The following is an 18302-nucleotide window of genomic DNA, read 5'->3' on the forward strand; positions in this document are numbered from 1 at the left end:
ATGTTCGTGTTTGGGTTGACCCGTTAACGCCTGCTTGCTAGACTACAAGAGCAAGTGAATCGTGTGTTTATCGGGTAACTTAATCATCATAGCAACCTAAAGAGTGAGGGATTAAAAAGATGATCGAACGCTATACGCTCCCTGAAATGGGCGAGATTTGGACGCTTGAGAGTCGCTATCAGGCGTGGCTTGACGTGGAGATCGCGGCGTGTGAGGCGTGGGCGAAACTTGGCGTGATTCCTGAGGAGGACGCGCGATTGATCCGTGAACGCGCGCGCGTGGATGTGGAGCGGGCTCTTGAAATCGAAGAGGTGACGCGCCATGACGTCGTGGCGTTTACGCGGCAAGTGTCAGAAACGCTCGGCCCTGAGCGCAAATGGGTGCACTATGGGCTTACCAGCACGGATGTTGTCGACACGGCGCTTGGCGTGCAGTTGAAGCGCGCGAACCGCCTTTTGCGCGAGAAGCTCCAAGGGTTCATCGGAACGCTGCGCGAGCAGGCTGTCCGCTACAAAGACACGGTGATGATGGGTCGCACGCACGGCGTGCACGCAGAGCCGACCACGTTTGGTCTGAAACTCGCGCTCTACTACGCAGAGATGGTGCGCAACCTTGAGCGCTTTGATCACGCGGCAGATGGCGTTCGCTACGGCAAGCTTTCGGGCGCTGTTGGAACTTATGCGAACATTGACCCGCGCGTCGAGGAGACGGTCTGCGACATCCTGGGACTAAAACCCGCCCCAATTTCGACGCAAACCTTGCAGCGTGACCGCCACGCAGAGTATATGGCAACGCTCGCCTTGATCGGATCGAGCCTTGAGAAGATCGCAACGGAGATTCGTGGATTGCAAAAAACAGAGATCCGCGAAGTCGAAGAGCCGTTTTACTCCGGGCAAAAAGGTTCATCGGCGATGCCGCACAAGCGCAATCCAGTGACTTGCGAGCAGATCTCAGGGCTCGCGCGGGTTCTGCGCGGCAATATGACGGCCGCGTACGAAAGCGTCACACTGTGGCATGAAAGAGACATCTCGCACTCCTCTGTCGAGCGGATCATCTTGCCTGACTCGACAATTTTGCTGCACTACATGCTCTCCAAGATGGATCGGATCATCGCGAATCTGACGGTGTTCCCCGAAAACATGAAACGAAACATGGGGCGCACCTTTGGTCTCATCTTCTCACAGCGCGTGTTGCTCGCGCTCATCGAAAAAGGCGTGACGCGCGAAGAGGCGTATGACGTGGTGCAGGCAATGGCCATGCGCGCGTGGGAAGAGCAGCGCTCCTTTCGCGGCCTGCTTGAAGAGACAGACCTCGTCGCAAACCATCTCTCGGCAGAGGAACTCGACGCGTGCTTTGATGAGCGCCATCACATGATACATGTTGATACAATCTTCGCACGGCTCGGCCTTCTCTAAGCTGTGAGATCGCCTCACACGGAGGTGGTGGACGGATATCACCCGCGCTGTCGACCGTGTTTAGCGCCGCTGTCAATGGCTTGCGCCGCTCGCACCGAGTCATGAAGAAACGAATCGCCGACGGAGCATTCCGTGGCGCACAAAGGAGCATGTCGCGTGGAAAAAGGTCACATGATCTATGAAGGCAAAGCGAAACGCGTGTATGAAGTCGTGGGTCAACCAGAATCGGTGATCGTCGTGTATAAGGACGATGCGACCGCGTTCAACGGCGCGAAACACGCGTCTCTTGAAGGAAAGGGCGTTTTGAATCTCGCGATCAGCACAGTCATCTTCGAGTGGCTCAAGCAGGCCGGAATCGCTTCGCACTATATCCGCACACTGTCCGATCGCGAGATGCTTGTGCGCCGGGTAGAGATTGTGCCGCTTGAGGTTGTCATTCGCAATCGCGTGGCGGGAAGTCTCGCAAAGCGCCTTGGCATAGCGGAAGGGGTCACGCTCACAGAACCGTTTGTCGAGTGGTACTACAAAAACGACGACCTCGGCGATCCGCTTGTCACGGAGGCGCACATTCGCGTGCTCGGCGTCGCGACGCCGGAAATTCTTGCATCGCTTGAGGCGCAGGCTCAAAAGATCAATCAGGTGTTGCGCGCAAACCTCCACAAAGCAGGCATTGAACTGGTTGACGCGAAGTTTGAGTTTGGTTTGACGAAAGAAGGCACACTGATTCTAGCCGATGAAATATCTCCCGACACGTGCCGCTTTTGGGATACGGCGACTGAAGAGAAGCTCGACAAAGACCGCTTTCGTCGCGATTTGGGCGGTGTGATGGAAGCGTATCAGGAAATTCTGCGCAGAATTAAGGGGGTCCAAGCGTGAATTTTATTGCAAGCATCCGCGTGACGCTCAAAGAGAGCGTGCTCGATCCGCAAGGCAGCGCAGTCGTTCACGCGCTGCACAGTCTGTCATTTACGTCCGTGAGCGACGTGCGCATCGGAAAATACATGGAAGTGTCCTTTCACGCAGATGATGAGCAGACGGCGCGCGCGCAGGTTTCGCGCATGTGCGATCAACTTCTGACAAATCCCGTCATTGAGACCTATTCGTTTACACTCGCGGAGGTGCGCGAATGAACTGCGCCGTTCTTCAATTTCCGGGGAGCAACTGCGATCAGGATGCGGTCAAAGCGGTGGCGGGCACACTCTCTTTAAAGGCGGATCTGGTGTGGCATGAGACGGCGGATCTGAATGCGTACGACTTGATCATCGTGCCGGGCGGATTCTCGTACGGCGACTACCTTCGCGCTGGAGCCATTGCACGGTTTTCAAAAGCGATGCAGGCGACCGTGGCGGCGGCAGAGCGTGGCGCGTACGTTCTTGGCATCTGTAATGGGTTTCAGATATTGACGGAGGCGGGCCTGCTTCCGGGGGCGCTACGCCGCAATGACCATCGGCAGTTTCGCTGCGACATGGTGGAGTTGGAAGTGGTCAATGGCGCGACGGATTTTACGCGCGCGTATGAAAAAGCGCGCGTGACGATTCCCATTGCGCACGGTGAAGGCAATTATTATGTCGATGATGAGATGCTAAAACGTTTAGAAGAAAACCAACAGATCGTGTTTCGCTATGCGAGCGAACAGAGTCCGAACGGGTCTGTCGCAAATATCGCTGGTGTCATCAATGAGCGCGGCAATGTGCTCGGGATGATGCCACACCCGGAGCGCGCGGTGAGCGAACGCCTCGGATCGACAGACGGGATTTCGCTGTTTCGCTCCATCCTGACGAGCTGGAGGGATGGCCATGCGTCGTGAACCGACGGAGCAAGAGATTCGCGATCAGCGGATGTATGTGAAATTTGGACTGACGGATGATGAATATGCGCGCATCTGCACGCGTCTTGGGCGTCTTCCAAACTACACGGAGACGGGCGTCTTTAGCGTCATGTGGTCAGAGCACTGCAGTTACAAAAGCTCGCGCAAGCACCTGCGCCGCTTTCCGACCCAAGGGACGCACGTCTTGCAAGGGCCAGGCGAAAACGCGGGGATCATCGACATCGGTGACAATCTCGCAGTCTCCTTTAAAATGGAGAGCCACAACCATCCAACGGCCGTCGAACCGTACCAGGGCGCGGCAACCGGTGTCGGCGGGATCATCCGCGACGTTTTTACGATGGGCGCGCGGCCGATTGCGCTGCTCAACAGTTTGCGCTTTGGCACGCTCGATCAGGCGCGCACGCGTTACCTGTTCTCCCACGCGGTCGAAGGGATTGCATTTTACGGCAACTGCATCGGCATCCCGACGGTGGGCGGCGAGGTGGTGTTTGACGCGCGCTATGCAGAAAACCCGCTCGTCAACGCCATGTGCATCGGGCTCATGACGCACGATCAAATCGCGACAGGCCACGCCAGCGGTGTCGGTAACCCGGTGCTCGTCGTCGGCGCAAAGACAGGGCGTGACGGCATCCACGGTGCGACGTTTGCGTCGGCACAAGACCCGAACGAAAAAGAGCGGTCTGCCGTTCAGGTGGGCGATCCGTTTATGGAAAAACTTCTTCTTGAAGCGTGCCTCGAGCTGATCGCGACAGGGCGCGTTGTCGGGATTCAGGATATGGGTGCGGCGGGACTCACATCATCATCCGCAGAAATGGCGAGCCGCGCAGGCAGCGGTCTGACGCTTGACGTATCGCGCGTGCCGTGCCGCGAAACGGGCATGAGCCCGTATGAGATCATGCTGTCTGAGTCGCAGGAGCGAATGCTCGTCGTCATGAAAGAGGGCGAATCGGCAATCGCCGAGGAGATCTTCGCGAAATGGGGCCTTGAGGCGACGGTGATCGGGCGCGTGACGGACGACGGATCTCTTCGCATCACCGAGGGAGAGCGTGTCGCGGCGGAACTCCCGATTGCGGCGCTGGTAGACGAGGCGCCCGTGCTCGATCGCCCCGCAGTGCGCCCGGCGTATCTCGATCAGCTAAACGTTGCGCCTGTGCGGCTTTCGACGCAAGGCGACCTTACGGGCGATCTGCTTGCGCTCGTCGCGGAACCGACGATTGCGAGCAAGGAGTGGGTGTACCGCCAGTACGACACGATGGTGCGCACGGAGACGCTTGTTCGTCCTGGTGCGGACGCAGCGGTCATCGGCATTCCAGATTCGCAAAAAGCGATCGCGACATCGGCGGATGGGAACGGTAAATACGTCTATCTGAATCCACGCCAAGGCGGTGCCATGGCGGTGGCTGAAGCGGCGCGAAACATCGTGTGCACAGGCGCGCGTCCACTCGCGGTGACGGATTGCCTCAATTACGGAAACCCAGAGAAGCCGGAGATTTTTTATCAATTCCGCGAGTCAATCGACGGAATGAGCGAGGCTTGTGAAAAACTGGGTACGCCTGTGATCAGCGGCAACGTCTCGTTCTACAACGAAACCGGGGGCCAAGACATCTACCCGACGCCGATCATCGGGATGGTCGGCCTTCTCGAACAGGCGGAGCGGCTTGTCACGAGCGCGTTCAAGCGCGGCGAAGGCGCTGTGTATCTGCTCGCGCCAAAGGGACAGGCGATTCGCGACGGTCTCGGCGGCTCGGCGTACCTTGCGATGAAGCGGCCGGACGAGGCGCTATCGTATCAGCTTCCCGCGTTTGACTTGGACGCAGAAAAGGCTGTGCAAGACGCATGCCTGGCGCTTGCCGAGGCGGGTGTGCTCGCGGCGGCGCACGACATCTCGGATGGCGGTCTCGCAGTGGCGCTCGCCGAGTCGTGCGTGCAGGGCAGTGTCGGTCTCGCGGTGGCGGTTACGATCGCCCCAGATGACGAGCAGGAGGTGTTGCTGTTTGGGGAGTCGCCAAGTCGCATCCTCGTGCAGGTTCGCGCAGGACAAGAAAAACGCCTAAAAGAGCTTGCGTCGTCGTTTCTCGTTTCCTTTCTTCCGCTTGGCGCCGTCGCGGAGACGGATCGCTTTCACATCACGCTTAACGAGAAGACAGCGATCGACGCGGAGGTTTCGGCGCTGCGCGACGCATGGCGGGGGGCGATTGCATCGTGGATGAACTGATGATGGACCGCATGCACGAAGAGTGTGGCGTCTTTGGCATTTGGGGACATCCGGAAGCGGCGCAACTGACGTATTACGGGCTTTACGCACTGCAGCATCGCGGGCAGGAGAGTGCGGGGATCGCGAGCATTGACGAGATGACGATGCACAACCATCGCGGCATGGGGCTTGTCACAGAGGTGTTTGGCGGTGATCGCCTGAAGGATCTGCGCGGTCACGCGGCGGTCGGTCACGTGCGCTACTCGACGACTGGAGACAGTCGGTTGGCAAACGCCCAACCGCTCGTCTTTTCTTACCATCAAGGGAACATGGCGCTGGCGCACAATGGGAACCTGGTGAACGCGATGACCATTCGCGACAGGCTTGAGCGGCAGGGTAGCATCTTTCAGTCGACAAGCGATACCGAAGTGGTTGCGCATCTGATCGCGCGCGGCGGCTATCCGAGCGTGATTGAGAATGTGCGCGACAGCATGGCGATGATCAAGGGTGGATACGCGTTTGTCATCCTGGTCGATGACGCGCTGATCGCGATGCGCGACCCGCAGGGCTTGCGCCCGATGGCCTTGGGGCGCCTTGGGGACGCCTATGTGGTGGCGTCGGAGACGTGCGCGTTTGACACGGTGGGCGCCACCTTTTTACGCGATGTGGAGCCGGGCGAGATGATTATGATCACGTCTGAGGGGCTTCACACGGAACGGTTTGCGGACGCCTCGCGAAAAGCGCTGTGCACGTTTGAATACATCTACTTTGCGCGTCCAGATAGTGACATCGACGGCTATAACGTTCACATGGTGCGCAAGCACCTTGGCAAAATCCTCGCGCGCGAGGCGCCGATTGAGGCGGATGTCGTCATTGGGGTGCCAGACAGTTCCATCTCAGCGGCGATCGGTTATGCGGAAGAGTCGCGGATCCCGTATGAGATTGGGCTTATCAAAAACAAATACAGTGGGCGCACATTTATTCAACCGTCTCAGGAGTTACGCAATCTCGGCGTACGCCTGAAGCTGAGCGCGGTGCGCAAGATCGTGGATCAAAAGCGCGTGGTGATGGTGGATGACTCGCTGGTGCGCGGAACGACGAGCGCAAGACTTGTCACACTGCTGCGCGAGGCGGGCGCGACGGAGGTTCACGTGCGCATCTCATCGCCCCCGGTAAAACACTCGTGCTTTTACGGAATCGACACGTCGGCGCGCGAGGAACTGATTGCCGCGCAAAAATCGGTCGATGAAATCCGCGATTTTATTGGGGCGGACAGCCTCTCGTTCATGACGGAAGACGCGATGCTCACGGCGTTTGGCGTGGAGCGCGGGAAGCCGCACGGGTTTTGCAACGCGTGTTTCACGGGTCTCTACCCGACGGAAGTGTACCAGACGAACAAGCGTGCTTTGGAAAGGCAGGTTAAAGTGTGACCGAACAAAAGGGGGATGCGTTTGCGACGCGCGATTTGTACCGCGAAGCGGGCGTGGACATCGACGCGGGAAATGAACTGGTAAGACGCATCAAGCAGCACACGGAGCGCACGCGCAGGCCGGAAGTGTTATCCGGGATCGGCGGCTTTGGTGCGGGGTTCTTGCTTAAGGCGGGCCAGTATGAGGAGCCTGTGCTCGTTTCGGGAACGGATGGCGTGGGAACGAAGCTGAAGCTCGCGTTTGAGACAGGGCGGCACGACACGATCGGGATTGACGCGGTGGCGATGTGTGTCAACGACATTTTGGCGATGGGTGCAGAACCGCTGTTTTTTCTCGACTACTTTGCGACAGGTAAGCTTTTGCCCGACGTGGCGGAGCAAGTGGTGGCGGGGATTGCGACAGGTTGTGAGCAGGCAGGCGCGGCGCTGATCGGCGGTGAGACGGCGGAGATGCCAGGGATGTACGGCGAGGGTGAGTACGACCTGGCCGGTTTCACGGTAGGTGTCGTTGAGCGCGCGCGGGTTGTTGACGGGCGTCGTATTCGACCGGGGGATGTCCTGATCGGACTCGCGTCTTCGGGGCTTCACTCAAACGGTTATTCGCTTGCGCGGATGCTTGTGCGCGAGGCGAATGTGTCACTTCAGAGCACGCCACAACCGCTCACAGTGCCACTCGCCGACGCGCTGCTTGAGCCGACGCGCATCTACGTTTCAGCGATAAAGAAACTCGCACAGCGCGTGGAAATTCTTGGCATGGCGCACATCACGGGTGGGGGACTGCTTGAGAATGTGCCGCGCACGATCCCGGAGCCGTTTGGCTGTGTGATCGATGTCTCTGCGTTTCCCGTCCCATCCGTCATCGAATACTTAATGAGCTTGCGTGAAATCGATGTGCAAACGCGCTATCGCACGTGGAACATGGGAATCGGTTTTGTGGTCATCGTGACAAACGCGGAGCTTGACGATGCGCTTGAGACGCTCGCGGCATGCGGTGAGACGGCCTACGTGATCGGCAGTGTGGAGGCTGGATTCTCAGGTGTGCGGCTTGAGGGCTTGATGGAATGAGTGACGCGCGACGTGAGCGGACCCTAATCGCTGTGTTTGCGTCAGGGTGTGGATCGAATTTTGCGCAACTCGCGGACGCGGCGCAGCGCGGCGCGCTCGGGGGTGCCGAGGTGGCGCTTCTCGTCAGTGACAAACCGTCTTGCGGCGCTGTGACCATTGCTAAAGAACGGGGCATTCCGGTCTTTGCACAGACGCATCAAGCGGCAGGGGGACGCGACGCGTTTGAGTTAGCGGCGCGCCGATTGCTGAGCGAGCGCTCGGTCTCACTTGCTGTGCTCGCCGGATACATGCGCATCGTTGGGCAGACACTGCTTGACAGCGTTCCGCTGATCAATCTTCACCCGTCGTATCTACCGGCGCACAAGGGGCTCGACGCGATTGGACAAGCGCTTAGTGACGGCTCGCAGTATACGGGCGTCACAGTGCACCGCGTCGATGCAACGCTTGATGGCGGGGAGATTCTGCGGCAGGTGCGTATCCCAATTTTTGCAGGGGATGACCGCGCGACATTGCAGGCGCGCATACAGCAGGTGGAGCACTGGTTACTCCCAGCTGTCGTGCGCGATCTGGTCTTATCAGAGTTTATCGATCGATAAAGGAGCATTCACGATGAGTCGGGCACTGATTAGCGTATCAGATAAGGAAGGAATCATCCCGTTGGCACAGGCGTTTGTCGCACGCGGCGTCGAGGTTGTCTCGACGGGCGGCACGTATCGCACGCTGACGGCGGCAGGCGTACCTGTCACCGAAGTGGCGGAAGTGACTGCGTTTCCAGAGATGATGGATGGGCGCGTCAAGACGCTTCACCCGATGATTCACGGGGGACTTCTCGCGCTGCGCGATGAACCAAGCCACATGGAGGCGGCGCGCGAACATCAAATTGGCATGATTGACTATGTGATCGTAAACCTTTATCCATTTGCAAAGACGATTGAGAATCCAAATGTTCACCTGGCAGAAGCGGTTGAGCAGATCGATATCGGGGGTCCGAGCATGTTGCGCGCGGCGGCGAAAAATTACCGCTTTGTCGTCACCGTGGTCGATCCGGCCGACTACGGCCTATTGATTGAGCGACTTGCGACTGACGCTGTGTTCGCGGAAGAAGAGCGCTTCGCACTGGCCGCTAAAGTCTTTCGCCACACGGCGGCGTATGACGCGCGCATCGCGCAATACCTGACGGAAAAGGCGGGCGTCTCGAACCCGGAATCGGTTACGTTTTCGTATGAATTGCAACAGCCACTGCGCTATGGTGAAAATCCACACCAACAGGCAGCGTTTTATCGCGCGTCGGGCGTGCTGGCAGGATCGCTTGCGAGCGCAAAGCAACGGCAAGGGAAGGAACTCTCCTTTAACAACATTCAGGATGCGGGCGCGGCGCTCGATCTATTAACAGAGTTTGACCAACCGACGGTGGTCGCCGTTAAGCACATGAATCCGTGTGGCGTCGGGACGGGAGTCACGGCGGCTGAAGCGTTCGCGCGCGCGTACGAGGCGGACCCTGTGTCCATTTTCGGAGGAATCGTCGCCTGCAACCGCGAGGTGGACGAGGCGACGGCGAGCCAACTCGTGGAGTTGTTTTTGGAGATTGTGATTGCGCCGACGTTCACGAGCGGAGCGCTTGAGATTCTCGCGAAGAAAAAGAATGTCCGTGTCCTTGAACTGGATATGGCGGAGCGCAAGAATGAGGGCGTCGATCTGCGCGCGGTGTATGGCGGGCTACTTGTGCAGGATCGCGATGCGCGTGCGCTGACAGATGCGGATTTGCGTGTCGTGACCGCACGGCAACCGAGTGAAGAAGAGTGGGCTGACTTGCTTTTTGCGTGGAAGATCGTGAAGCACGTCAAGAGCAACGCAATCGTTCTTGCCAAGGACGCGCAGACGGTCGGCGTCGGTGCGGGACAGATGAACCGTGTGGGTGCGGCGCGCATCGCGATCGAACAGGCAGGGGAGCGCGCAGTTGGCGCGGTGCTGGCGTCAGACGCCTTTTTCCCGATGCCAGATACGGTGGAAGTGGCGGCACGCGCTGGCGTGCGCGCGATTATTCAACCAGGTGGCTCGATCAAAGATCAAGCGAGTATCGATCTCGCGAATGAGCGCGGCATCGCCATGGTGTTCACGGGAATTCGCCATTTTCGTCACTGAGTATAGCAACATGGCTCGAATCGGGGCTTCCCGGTTCGGGCTTTTTTCGATGAATGAGGGGGACAACGAGAATGAAGGTATTGGTTATCGGGAGTGGCGGGCGCGAACACGCAATCGTCCGCAAAATTGCGCGGGATCGCGGTGTACAAAAGCAAAGTGGGCGTGCGGGGACAGATGCTGATTCGACGCTCACGCTCTACGCCATGCCTGGCAATCCGGGAATTGCAGAGTATGCGACGTGTGTGCCGATCGCAGTTGAGGATGTAGCGGCGATTGTCGCATGGGTTGTTCAAAACGCGGTGGATTTCACGATCGTCGGCCCTGAGGTTCCGCTTGCGCTTGGGCTTGCTGATCGCCTGCGCGCGCTCGGGCATCGGGTGTTTGGTCCGGGTCAGGCAGGCGCGCAACTTGAGAGCAGCAAAGCGTACGCAAAAGGAATCATGGAGCGAGCGGGCATCCCTACGCCGCGCTATCATGTGGTCACATCCTATGAAGAGGGGATGGCGGTGCTTGCGCGCGAGGGTGCGCCGATTGTTGTCAAGGCGGATGGTCTTGCGGCGGGCAAAGGCGTCACCGTGGCGCAAACAGAAGATGAAGCAGAGCGGGCGCTTCACGCCGCGTTTCAGGAGCGCGCGTTTGGCGATGCTGGGGGCACAGTGGTGCTTGAGCAGTTCTTGGACGGCGTTGAAGTGTCTGCGCTCGCCTTCATGGATGAGCGCGGGTATCGCGCGATGCCGCTGATTCAGGATCACAAGGCAGTGGATGACGGAGATCGCGGACCGAACACAGGCGGCATGGGAACGGTCTCTCCCGTTTCCATCGCAAGCGCCGCGTTGTCGACGGCGATTGAGGAAGAGATTTTTACAAAAATCCATAAACAGCTTGTGGCAGAAGGCATTCCGTATCAAGGGGTGCTGTTCGCGGGCTTGATGGTGGTCGATCAGACGCCGTATGTGATCGAGTTTAACGCGCGTTTCGGAGATCCAGAAACGCAAGTGGCGCTGGAGCTTTTGCAGGATGATCTCTTGTCCGTGTTGGAGGCTGTCACAAAAAACAGTGTGGCAGAGCATCCGCTGCACTTTGCAAATGACGCGGTGGTGTGTGTGGTCGCGACCGCGCAAGGGTATCCAGGGACGTACCGCAAGGGAGATTTGATCGAGGGACTTAACGATGTGGAGTCGGCAGGCGCGTATGTGCTCCACGCGGGAACGGCACTTGCTGGCGATGGCTCTGTGCGGACAAACGGCGGACGCGTCCTCAATGTCGTCGGGCGCGGAGTGTCTCTGCATGATGCGCGCGTGATCGCTTATGGCGGCATGGAGCGCATTTCTTTTCCCGGCAAGCATGTGCGCACGGACTTGGGCTTGCGTCGGTGATGGAATCGTAGTGTGTGGACATACTACGGATGAATCGTACAGGAGCGTTTGGTGTGCGGTTTAAAGGGGTTATGCGATGCAGTCGATCGTTGTTCACGCGAGCATGTCAGGGCACACGGAGACGCTTGCAAACGCGATTGCGCAAGGCGCGCATGTGGCAGGGGCGCAGGTCGCCATGCTCTCAGCCGATCAGTGCGGACCTGACCATCTCGCATCGGCGGATGCGATCTTTTGGGGAACTTCCAGTTATTTTGGCGGTCCCAATCCGAAGATGGTTCACCTGTTTGAGCGACTCGGCGGGGTTTGGATGGCGGGCGGTCTACAGGGAAAAGTGGGTGGTGTCTTTGCGACGACATCCACGATGCACGGCGGTCTTGAGACGGTGCTGCACACCTTGATCGACGCGATGATGCACCACGGCATGATCATCGTCCCAAATACGGGGGCATTCACGCCAGAGCGTATCCGCTTCGGGTGTCCATATGGCGCGGCAGCGGTGGTGGAGACGGCGTTTGACATGGAGATGGCTATGGGGCAACCGACGCCCGGTGAGATGCAACTCGCGTATGAGTACGGGCAGTGTGTTGTTTCGGTTGCCTCGCGATTGCGCAGTGCGCAACCGCCGTACATGGCGCGCTGATCGCTTGCGATGTAGCTCGGAATGTAGCGTAGCGTGGGGAATTTTTGCCGCGTGGCGGATTGCGTAACCGATGAACCATGAGGAGGCGATGGGGTGGATCACAAGACAGATCACAAAGCGGATGAACCATCCACCATGCATTTATCCATTCTCGCGTCAAAGTCGCAGGCGCAAGGTATCCCTGAAGATGAACTTGTAGAGAAAGAGCGTGAGACTTTTCGCGATGCGGGAAGCCGCGAGGTTTTGAAAACGCGTGACGCGCAAGAGATCGTGCGTCACGTCTAAGCTTTTTGACACTGCGAGAAGCGTGTGCGTCGTACCGATGAAAATCGGCGGCGTGCACGTTTTTTTCGTATCTAGATAAGGATTCTCCAATGTTGCATCGACAAGATGAGGTGCGTGTTGGATGCTTAAAGATAGGGAATTTACACGTTTGTCATATTTCCCTTTATCTCTTTTCACGATTGAAAAGAGTATGTATAATGACGATAGGAACGGTGATACATGCCGAGAAATGCAACGGATCTCATTTTAAAGTACCTGGTGGGCGCCTTTCAGGACGCTGCGCTTGAATGGCTAGGTGTGCGTGATACTCATATTGTTCGAGCCTACCCAACCGAAATTGCGCATGTAGAAATACGGCAGAATTTTATGGATACCGTTTTTGAAACGGCGCGTGGTGAAATCCTTCACTTTGAATTTCAGACGACAAAAGAAAGCAATTTATATCGCTTTCTTTTGTATGATGCACATATTGCGGCACAATATCGTAAACCTGTGCAGACGATCGTACTGTATGTTCGCGATGTACATCATGCTAAAGATCGGATTGATGCGGGAGGGTTGCAGTATCAGGTAGAGAATGTTTATTTAAAAATACGTGACGCGTATGCGACACTTGATCGCATTGAACGTCGAATCCACGCTGGAGCGTGGCAACCGAGTGATCGATTTGATTTGGCGTTTGCTCCACACATGAGCCACCCTGGTCAATCCATTGAGGATGTGTTGCGAAGAACGGTTGAACTGGCGCTCTCTATCCCGGATGCAGATGAGCGGAGTTTCATGGCAGCCCTTTTGATTGGCTTGAGTGGAAAATTTGTAGATGAGTCAGAAATGGCAAGGCTTGAGGAGGCGTTGCAGTTGAATGACCTTTTGAAATCATTGTTCGAAGATATCGCCAGTAAGGTTGAGCAAGAGGCGGAAGCGCGTGGTGAGGCGATTGGAGAAGCGCGCGGTGAGGTGATTGGAGAAGCGCGTGGTGAGGTGATTGGAAAAATTGAAGTGGCTAAGAGAATGATCCGCATGGGATTGGATCGTAGTGTCGTGTTGGAGGCGACTGGACTTTCTCACAGTCAACTGGAAGAATTGCAGAAAAACGTGCATTGAGGTTTGCAATTTGCAGCGGATACAAGAGATTTGACCCGGATGCCCGAGGGATGTACGCTATGGAGAGAAAGGGTGGAATCTCTTGGTAACATTACATATTGTGGTGGGCGTCGCGCTTCTTCTCGTCTCGCTCATCCTGATGATTTGGAATATCGTGCGCATCACGCAGAAGCGAAGCGGTCGCAGCTTCAGCCGCCTGCTGTCGACACTTGTCGATATTCAGGTCTTGCTTGGCATCATCGCGTACATGCTAAAGCCGCTCAGCGGGATCGGCATTCTCCATCCGATCACGATGCTGCTCGTTCTCGCAGTCGTCCACACGATGATTCGGGACAAGCGCCCAGAGCGCACGCAGTTGATCGGTTATATCCTCACGTTTGTCTTGATCGTCATCGGCGTCAGTTTTGTGCGCTAATGTAACTGTATCCGTGTGATACGGTGAGCGCAGTGTGTTGACCCAAACATCGTTTTTCAAAAAAGCCATCGCGTGTCTCTCGCAGCGCGCCCGCACAGCAACTCAGGGCGCGTTGCGATGTTTGGCGCGAAAATAGTCCCCGCCTTAACGCATTTCATCATCCGTTCCCACGCGTTGGTTCCACGGATCTACCAGCCTTTCATTTCACCTTAAATTCCACACGAATATGGACATTCTGTCACGAAACCTCTCTTTCTGTACACGCATATTGAAATTTTATGCACGTATATGTATAATAATCGAAGACGAAGGGGGTGACCACATGCGTATCGCGATCTGTGGTGCAACCGGATATAGCGGCATCGAAGCGATTCGCTTGTTGGCGCCGAGAACGGATGTAACGATTGTAGGGATATCTTCCGAGACGCAGGCGGGACTCATGCTCGAAGAGGCGGTTCCAGGATTTCGCGGATTTGCCGTAGGACGTCTGCGGTTGCTCCCGCTGCGCGCTGCAGTCACGGAGGCAGAGATTGTGATCCTCGCGCTGCCGCACGGTGAAGCGCAGCACGTGGCGCCAGAACTTTTGGCGCAGGGAAAATCGGTGATCGACCTGAGTGGTGATCATCGACTGCCGCGTGACGCCTATGAATCCTGGTATAAAGCGGAAGTGGCGAGTGACGCGCATGCCGATGCGATTTATGGGCTTACAGAGTGGAACCGCGCAGCGATTGCTAACGCATCACTCGTCGCGAATCCAGGGTGTTACGCGACGTGCGCGGAGCTTGCGCTGTTACCGCTTCTTGAGCGCGATGTGGCGGAATCCTCGCAGATTCTTATTGATGCAAAATCGGGCGTTTCAGGCGCCGGGAAAAAGCCGACGGCGGTGACTCACTATGTTGAAGCGGATGAGAATTTTTTTGCGTATAAGCTAGGCCGGCACCAACACACGCCGGAAATTGAGATGACGTTGCGCGAGGCGAGACGAAGGCAGACAGGGCTAGATAAACCTGTGAATGTGCTTCTCGCGACGCACCTTTTGCCGATCAAACGAGGTATTTTATGCACAGCGTATATCAAACTCAAAGAAGAGATGTCGGGAGAAGCCTTACACGAGATCGTTAGCGCACGGTATGAAGGCGAGCCGTTTGTCGATGTGTTGCCGTACGGCGTATCGCCGCAACTCAAGTGGGTGAGCGGCACGAATCGCGTCAGCATTGGTGTATATCTTGATCCGCGGACGCAGACGGCAGTCGTCCTAAGCGCGCTTGACAACCTCATCAAAGGTGCGGCGGGGCAAGCGATTCAAAATTTGAATGTGATGACAGGTGCAAACGAGCAAGAAGGGCTATGGTTTGTGCCAGCGGTCTGACGGAGGAAAGACACACATGACAACGCAAAAGACGATGGTCATCAAACACGGAGGAAGCGTTGAATCTTCAGGTGCGCGCCTGCTCGAAGAGGTTGCCACGGTCGCGCGTGACGTGCGCGTGACGCTGATTCACGGGGGCGGTCCGGCCATTACGGAGGCGCTAAGGCAAGGCGGTGTGGCATCGACCTTCTTGCGCGGCAGGCGCGTCACGGACGAGCGGACGCTCTCTGTCGTTGAGGCGGTTTTGGCGGGAACGGTCAACAAGCGCATCGTGCGCGCGCTGCAAGCGGCTGGCGCAAACGCTGTGGGCGTCACTGGCGAAGATGGCGGTTTGCTGACAGCGATCCCCAGTGTAGAAGAGGGACTCGGCTTTGTTGGAGATGTGCAGCGTGTCAACACGAAACTTCTTGAAACACTGCTTTTGGCGGGGTTCCTGCCTGTGATTGCGCCGCTTGGACTTGAGGAAAGCGGACAGTTGAGGAATGTGAACGCGGATGCGGCAGCGGCGGCCATTGCGGGCGCGCTTCGTGCGGACTGGTTTATTTTTACGACGGATGTGGCAGGCGTTAAAGAAAGCCTGGACGCAGAGAAACCGATTCCTAAACTCACGATCGCAGATGCCTATGCGTTGATTGAAACGGGCGTCGCGACAGGCGGAATGATTCCGAAACTTGAAGCGGCGATGTCTGCGCTTCGCCAAGGTGCGGCGCGTGTCGCAATCTGCGACGGTCGAACGGAAGGGTTGCTTGTGCGTTTGCTCTCTGGAGAAGCGATCGGAACGGTAATGACTGCATAAATTTGGGAGGAGGATATGAGATGCAAGAGATGCAAGCGAAGACATTACTGGTCCAGCATACAAATGCGAAACATGATGATGAAACAGCGGTGATGGGCACGTACGCCCGCCAACCGCTGACGATCGTTCGCGGCGAAGGGGTGTACGTCTATGACGATCACGGCGCGCGTTATCTCGATTTCACGAGCGGCATTGCGGTTTGCGGTTTAGGGCACTGCCACCCGGCGCTGGTGGCGGCGGCAACAAACCAGATCCAGACGCTTTGGCACATGTCCAACCTCTATCTCACAGAACCGCAGGCGCATCTCGCGGCGAGACTTACGGAAGCGGCGGGAATGGACCGTGTATTTTTTAGCAACTCAGGTGCTGAGGCCAATGAGGCGGCGATCAAAATCGCGCGCCGCTATAGTAAGCAAGTGCATGGCGCGCATAAAGGCGAGATTCTGACGTTTCAGCACTCGTTTCACGGGCGTACGATTGCAACCGTGACGGCGACTGCGCAACCGAAGTATCAAGAAGGGTTTGGACCTCTGCCAAGCGGGTTTAAATATGTTGAGTCCTTCACAATGAAATCGGTGCTCGAACGCGTGACTGAAAAAACGTGCGCGATCATGATTGAACCGATCCAGGGCGAGGGTGGCGTTCGCCCCGTTGCTGTCCCATTTCTAAAAGAGTTGCGCGCTTTCTGTGACGCGCGTGGTCTGCTTCTCATTTTTGACGAGGTGCAGACAGGCGTCGGCCGTACAGGCTCGTGGCTCGCGTGGCAGCAGATGGGAGTCAAACCGGATATCGTCACGATGGCAAAGTCCTTGGCGGGCGGGCTGCCGATGGGCGCGATGCTTGCGACGGAGCGCGTTGCGGCGGCCTTTGCGCCGGGGACGCACGGTTCGACATTCGGTGGCAATCCCGTCGCGGCAAGCGCGGCGCTTGCAGTGCTCGATGTGGTGATGGAAGACGGATTTCTTGATACGGTGACGCGGCGCGGACAGCAACTCTACAGTGCGCTTTGTGCGCTGGCTGCTCGGCGCACAGAAATCGTTGATGTGCGCGGCATGGGGCTGATGTGGGGGATCGAGTTTGCGACACCGCTTGCGGGAGATCTGGTTGCCGCCTGTCGCAAGCGCGGGCTACTAGTTCTCACGGCCGGGGCGAACACGCTTCGCCTATTGCCGCCTTTGATTGTGTCGGCAGCCGATGTGGAGCGCGCTGTCGCGACGATTGCTGAAGCACTTCAGGAGATGGAGGCGTGACCATGGCGGTACTTGAGAAAAACTTAAAACAACCTCTCTACGGACGAGATTTTCTCGATTTTAGCGATTATCAGACGGATGAGATTGAATTCCTTCTGGGGATTGCCAGTGACGTTAAAAAGGCGCGCGCGCGGGGAATCCTCACGCCGTACCTGCAAGGAAAGACGCTCGGCATGATTTTTGAAAAGGCTTCGACGCGCACGCGCGTATCGTTTGAGGTTGGGATGTACGAACTTGGCGGTCACGCGCTGTTTCTTTCAAACAGTGCGACGCAGATCGGGCGTGGGGAGCCGCTTGAAGACACGGCGCAAGTTCTTTCGCGCTATGTTTCAGGACTCATGGTGCGGACGTTTGCGCATGAGACGGTAAAGACTCTCGCGGAGTATGCGACGGTGCCAGTGATCAATGGGCTGACGGATGATCATCACCCATGCCAGGTGCTCGCGGATCTACAGACGATTCAGGAGCACAAGGGGACGCTTCGCGGCGTGACGCTTACCTATGTCGGCGACGGGAACAACATGGCAAACTCGCTGCTTCAGGCCGCGGCGCTGGTCGGAATGAATGTGCGCATCGCGAGTCCTGCGGACTACTTGCCGCAAGCGGAGGCTGTGCAATTCGCAAAAGAGCAGGCAAAGCGCTGGCAGTCTGAGGTGGTGGTGACCACAGACCCATTTGCTGCGATCAAGGACGCGGATGTGGTATATACAGACGTGTGGGCAAGCATGGGTCAAGAGCAAGAGGCAGCGTCTCGGCAGATCGCATTCGCGCCGTATCAGGTCAATCAGGAACTGATGGCAAGCGCGCGACGCGACGCAATTTTCTTGCACTGCCTGCCGGCGCATCGCGGTGAAGAGGTCGCGGCGAATGTGATTGACGGATCACAATCGGTCATTTTTGATCAGGCGGAAAATCGCCTGCACGCGCAAAAAGCGGTTTTGATCGCGCTGCTCGGCGGAATGGATTGAGCTTATAAGCTCGAACGGGTTGAATG

General features: G+C 57.2%; 18 protein-coding genes. All 18 read left to right on the forward strand.

Annotated elements, in window-relative coordinates:
* Window positions 1–119: 119 nt before the first annotated feature.
* The 18 genes from purB to argF all read left to right on the forward strand — a co-directional run bounded on the left by purB (window position 120) and on the right by argF (window position 18276).
* Window positions 120–1415, forward strand: coding sequence for an adenylosuccinate lyase (gene purB, locus AYW79_RS02035; RefSeq protein WP_067561010.1), 1296 nt, complete (start codon window positions 120–122; stop codon window positions 1413–1415).
* A 156-nt stretch (window positions 1416–1571) separates the two neighbouring features.
* Complete coding sequence (gene purC, locus AYW79_RS02040; protein WP_067561013.1) at window positions 1572–2291, forward strand: phosphoribosylaminoimidazolesuccinocarboxamide synthase; 720 nt, start codon at window positions 1572–1574, stop codon at window positions 2289–2291.
* Window positions 2288–2545, forward strand: coding sequence for a phosphoribosylformylglycinamidine synthase subunit PurS (purS, locus tag AYW79_RS02045; protein WP_067561015.1), 258 nt, complete (start codon window positions 2288–2290; stop codon window positions 2543–2545). The genes purC and purS overlap by 4 nt, the downstream gene beginning before the upstream one ends.
* Window positions 2542–3222 (forward strand): phosphoribosylformylglycinamidine synthase subunit PurQ, encoded by a 681-nt coding sequence (gene purQ / locus AYW79_RS02050; protein WP_067561017.1) that lies wholly within the window; start codon window positions 2542–2544, stop codon window positions 3220–3222. The genes purS and purQ overlap by 4 nt, the downstream gene beginning before the upstream one ends.
* Window positions 3206–5458, forward strand: coding sequence for a phosphoribosylformylglycinamidine synthase subunit PurL (gene purL, locus AYW79_RS02055; protein WP_067561019.1), 2253 nt, complete (start codon window positions 3206–3208; stop codon window positions 5456–5458). The genes purQ and purL overlap by 17 nt, the downstream gene beginning before the upstream one ends.
* Complete coding sequence (purF, locus tag AYW79_RS02060; protein WP_143216064.1) at window positions 5458–6867, forward strand: amidophosphoribosyltransferase; 1410 nt, start codon at window positions 5458–5460, stop codon at window positions 6865–6867. Before purL ends, purF begins: the two co-directional genes overlap by 1 nt.
* The gene (purM, locus tag AYW79_RS02065) at window positions 6864–7931 is read left to right on the forward strand and encodes a phosphoribosylformylglycinamidine cyclo-ligase (protein ID WP_197460986.1); all 1068 of its coding nucleotides are present in this window, start codon (window positions 6864–6866) and stop codon (window positions 7929–7931) included. Before purF ends, purM begins: the two co-directional genes overlap by 4 nt.
* Window positions 7928–8527 carry a phosphoribosylglycinamide formyltransferase gene (gene purN / locus AYW79_RS02070; protein ID WP_067561021.1) on the forward strand — a complete coding sequence of 200 codons (600 nt, stop codon included), beginning with the start codon at window positions 7928–7930 and terminating at the stop codon, window positions 8525–8527. Before purM ends, purN begins: the two co-directional genes overlap by 4 nt.
* Window positions 8528–8540: 13 nt before the next feature.
* Window positions 8541–10073 carry a bifunctional phosphoribosylaminoimidazolecarboxamide formyltransferase/IMP cyclohydrolase gene (gene purH, locus AYW79_RS02075; protein ID WP_067561023.1) on the forward strand — a complete coding sequence of 511 codons (1533 nt, stop codon included), beginning with the start codon at window positions 8541–8543 and terminating at the stop codon, window positions 10071–10073.
* A 71-nt stretch (window positions 10074–10144) separates the two neighbouring features.
* The gene (purD, locus tag AYW79_RS02080; RefSeq protein WP_067561025.1) at window positions 10145–11449 is read left to right on the forward strand and encodes a phosphoribosylamine--glycine ligase; all 1305 of its coding nucleotides are present in this window, start codon (window positions 10145–10147) and stop codon (window positions 11447–11449) included.
* A gap of 76 nt (window positions 11450–11525) precedes the next feature.
* The gene (locus tag AYW79_RS02085) at window positions 11526–12089 is read left to right on the forward strand and encodes an NAD(P)H-dependent oxidoreductase (RefSeq protein ID WP_067561027.1); all 564 of its coding nucleotides are present in this window, start codon (window positions 11526–11528) and stop codon (window positions 12087–12089) included.
* A 93-nt stretch (window positions 12090–12182) separates the two neighbouring features.
* The gene (locus AYW79_RS02090) at window positions 12183–12374 is read left to right on the forward strand and encodes a hypothetical protein (protein ID WP_067561029.1); all 192 of its coding nucleotides are present in this window, start codon (window positions 12183–12185) and stop codon (window positions 12372–12374) included.
* Between the two features lie 219 nt (window positions 12375–12593).
* Window positions 12594–13478 carry an RpnC/YadD family protein gene (locus tag AYW79_RS02095; RefSeq protein WP_067561031.1) on the forward strand — a complete coding sequence of 295 codons (885 nt, stop codon included), beginning with the start codon at window positions 12594–12596 and terminating at the stop codon, window positions 13476–13478.
* A gap of 82 nt (window positions 13479–13560) precedes the next feature.
* Window positions 13561–13893 carry a hypothetical protein gene (locus AYW79_RS02100; protein WP_067561033.1) on the forward strand — a complete coding sequence of 111 codons (333 nt, stop codon included), beginning with the start codon at window positions 13561–13563 and terminating at the stop codon, window positions 13891–13893.
* A gap of 322 nt (window positions 13894–14215) precedes the next feature.
* Window positions 14216–15262 carry an N-acetyl-gamma-glutamyl-phosphate reductase gene (gene argC / locus AYW79_RS02105; protein WP_067561035.1) on the forward strand — a complete coding sequence of 349 codons (1047 nt, stop codon included), beginning with the start codon at window positions 14216–14218 and terminating at the stop codon, window positions 15260–15262.
* A gap of 16 nt (window positions 15263–15278) precedes the next feature.
* Window positions 15279–16058, forward strand: a complete 780-nt coding sequence (gene argB, locus AYW79_RS02110) for an acetylglutamate kinase (protein WP_067953203.1) — start codon at window positions 15279–15281, stop codon at window positions 16056–16058.
* A 20-nt stretch (window positions 16059–16078) separates the two neighbouring features.
* Window positions 16079–17308: an aspartate aminotransferase family protein gene (locus tag AYW79_RS02115; protein ID WP_231884530.1), complete on the forward strand. Its 1230-nt coding sequence runs from the start codon at window positions 16079–16081 to the stop codon at window positions 17306–17308.
* Between the two features lie 2 nt (window positions 17309–17310).
* Window positions 17311–18276 carry an ornithine carbamoyltransferase gene (gene argF, locus AYW79_RS02120; RefSeq protein WP_067561038.1) on the forward strand — a complete coding sequence of 322 codons (966 nt, stop codon included), beginning with the start codon at window positions 17311–17313 and terminating at the stop codon, window positions 18274–18276.
* Window positions 18277–18302 lie beyond the last annotated feature (26 nt).

The organism is Ferroacidibacillus organovorans (assembly GCF_001642725.1).
Classification (GTDB): Bacteria; Bacillota; Bacilli; order Alicyclobacillales; family SLC66; genus Ferroacidibacillus; species Ferroacidibacillus organovorans.

Excerpts from the sequence above, each read along its gene's own strand:
- purF (WP_143216064.1), top strand. The coding sequence starts at position 5,458 with ATGATGGACCGCATGCACGAAGAGTGTGGCGTCTTTGGCATTTGGGGA.
- argF (WP_067561038.1), top strand. The coding sequence starts at position 17,311 with ATGGCGGTACTTGAGAAAAACTTAAAACAACCTCTCTACGGACGAGAT.
- argB (WP_067953203.1), top strand. The coding sequence starts at position 15,279 with ATGACAACGCAAAAGACGATGGTCATCAAACACGGAGGAAGCGTTGAA.
- purD (WP_067561025.1), top strand. The coding sequence starts at position 10,145 with ATGAAGGTATTGGTTATCGGGAGTGGCGGGCGCGAACACGCAATCGTC.
- AYW79_RS02115 (WP_231884530.1), top strand. The coding sequence starts at position 16,079 with ATGCAAGAGATGCAAGCGAAGACATTACTGGTCCAGCATACAAATGCG.
- purL (WP_067561019.1), top strand. The coding sequence starts at position 3,206 with ATGGCCATGCGTCGTGAACCGACGGAGCAAGAGATTCGCGATCAGCGG.
- purQ (WP_067561017.1), top strand. The coding sequence starts at position 2,542 with ATGAACTGCGCCGTTCTTCAATTTCCGGGGAGCAACTGCGATCAGGAT.
- purB (WP_067561010.1), top strand. The coding sequence starts at position 120 with ATGATCGAACGCTATACGCTCCCTGAAATGGGCGAGATTTGGACGCTT.
- argC (WP_067561035.1), top strand. The coding sequence starts at position 14,216 with ATGCGTATCGCGATCTGTGGTGCAACCGGATATAGCGGCATCGAAGCG.
- AYW79_RS02085 (WP_067561027.1), top strand. The coding sequence starts at position 11,526 with ATGCAGTCGATCGTTGTTCACGCGAGCATGTCAGGGCACACGGAGACG.
- purH (WP_067561023.1), top strand. The coding sequence starts at position 8,541 with ATGAGTCGGGCACTGATTAGCGTATCAGATAAGGAAGGAATCATCCCG.
- purN (WP_067561021.1), top strand. The coding sequence starts at position 7,928 with ATGAGTGACGCGCGACGTGAGCGGACCCTAATCGCTGTGTTTGCGTCA.
- AYW79_RS02095 (WP_067561031.1), top strand. The coding sequence starts at position 12,594 with ATGCCGAGAAATGCAACGGATCTCATTTTAAAGTACCTGGTGGGCGCC.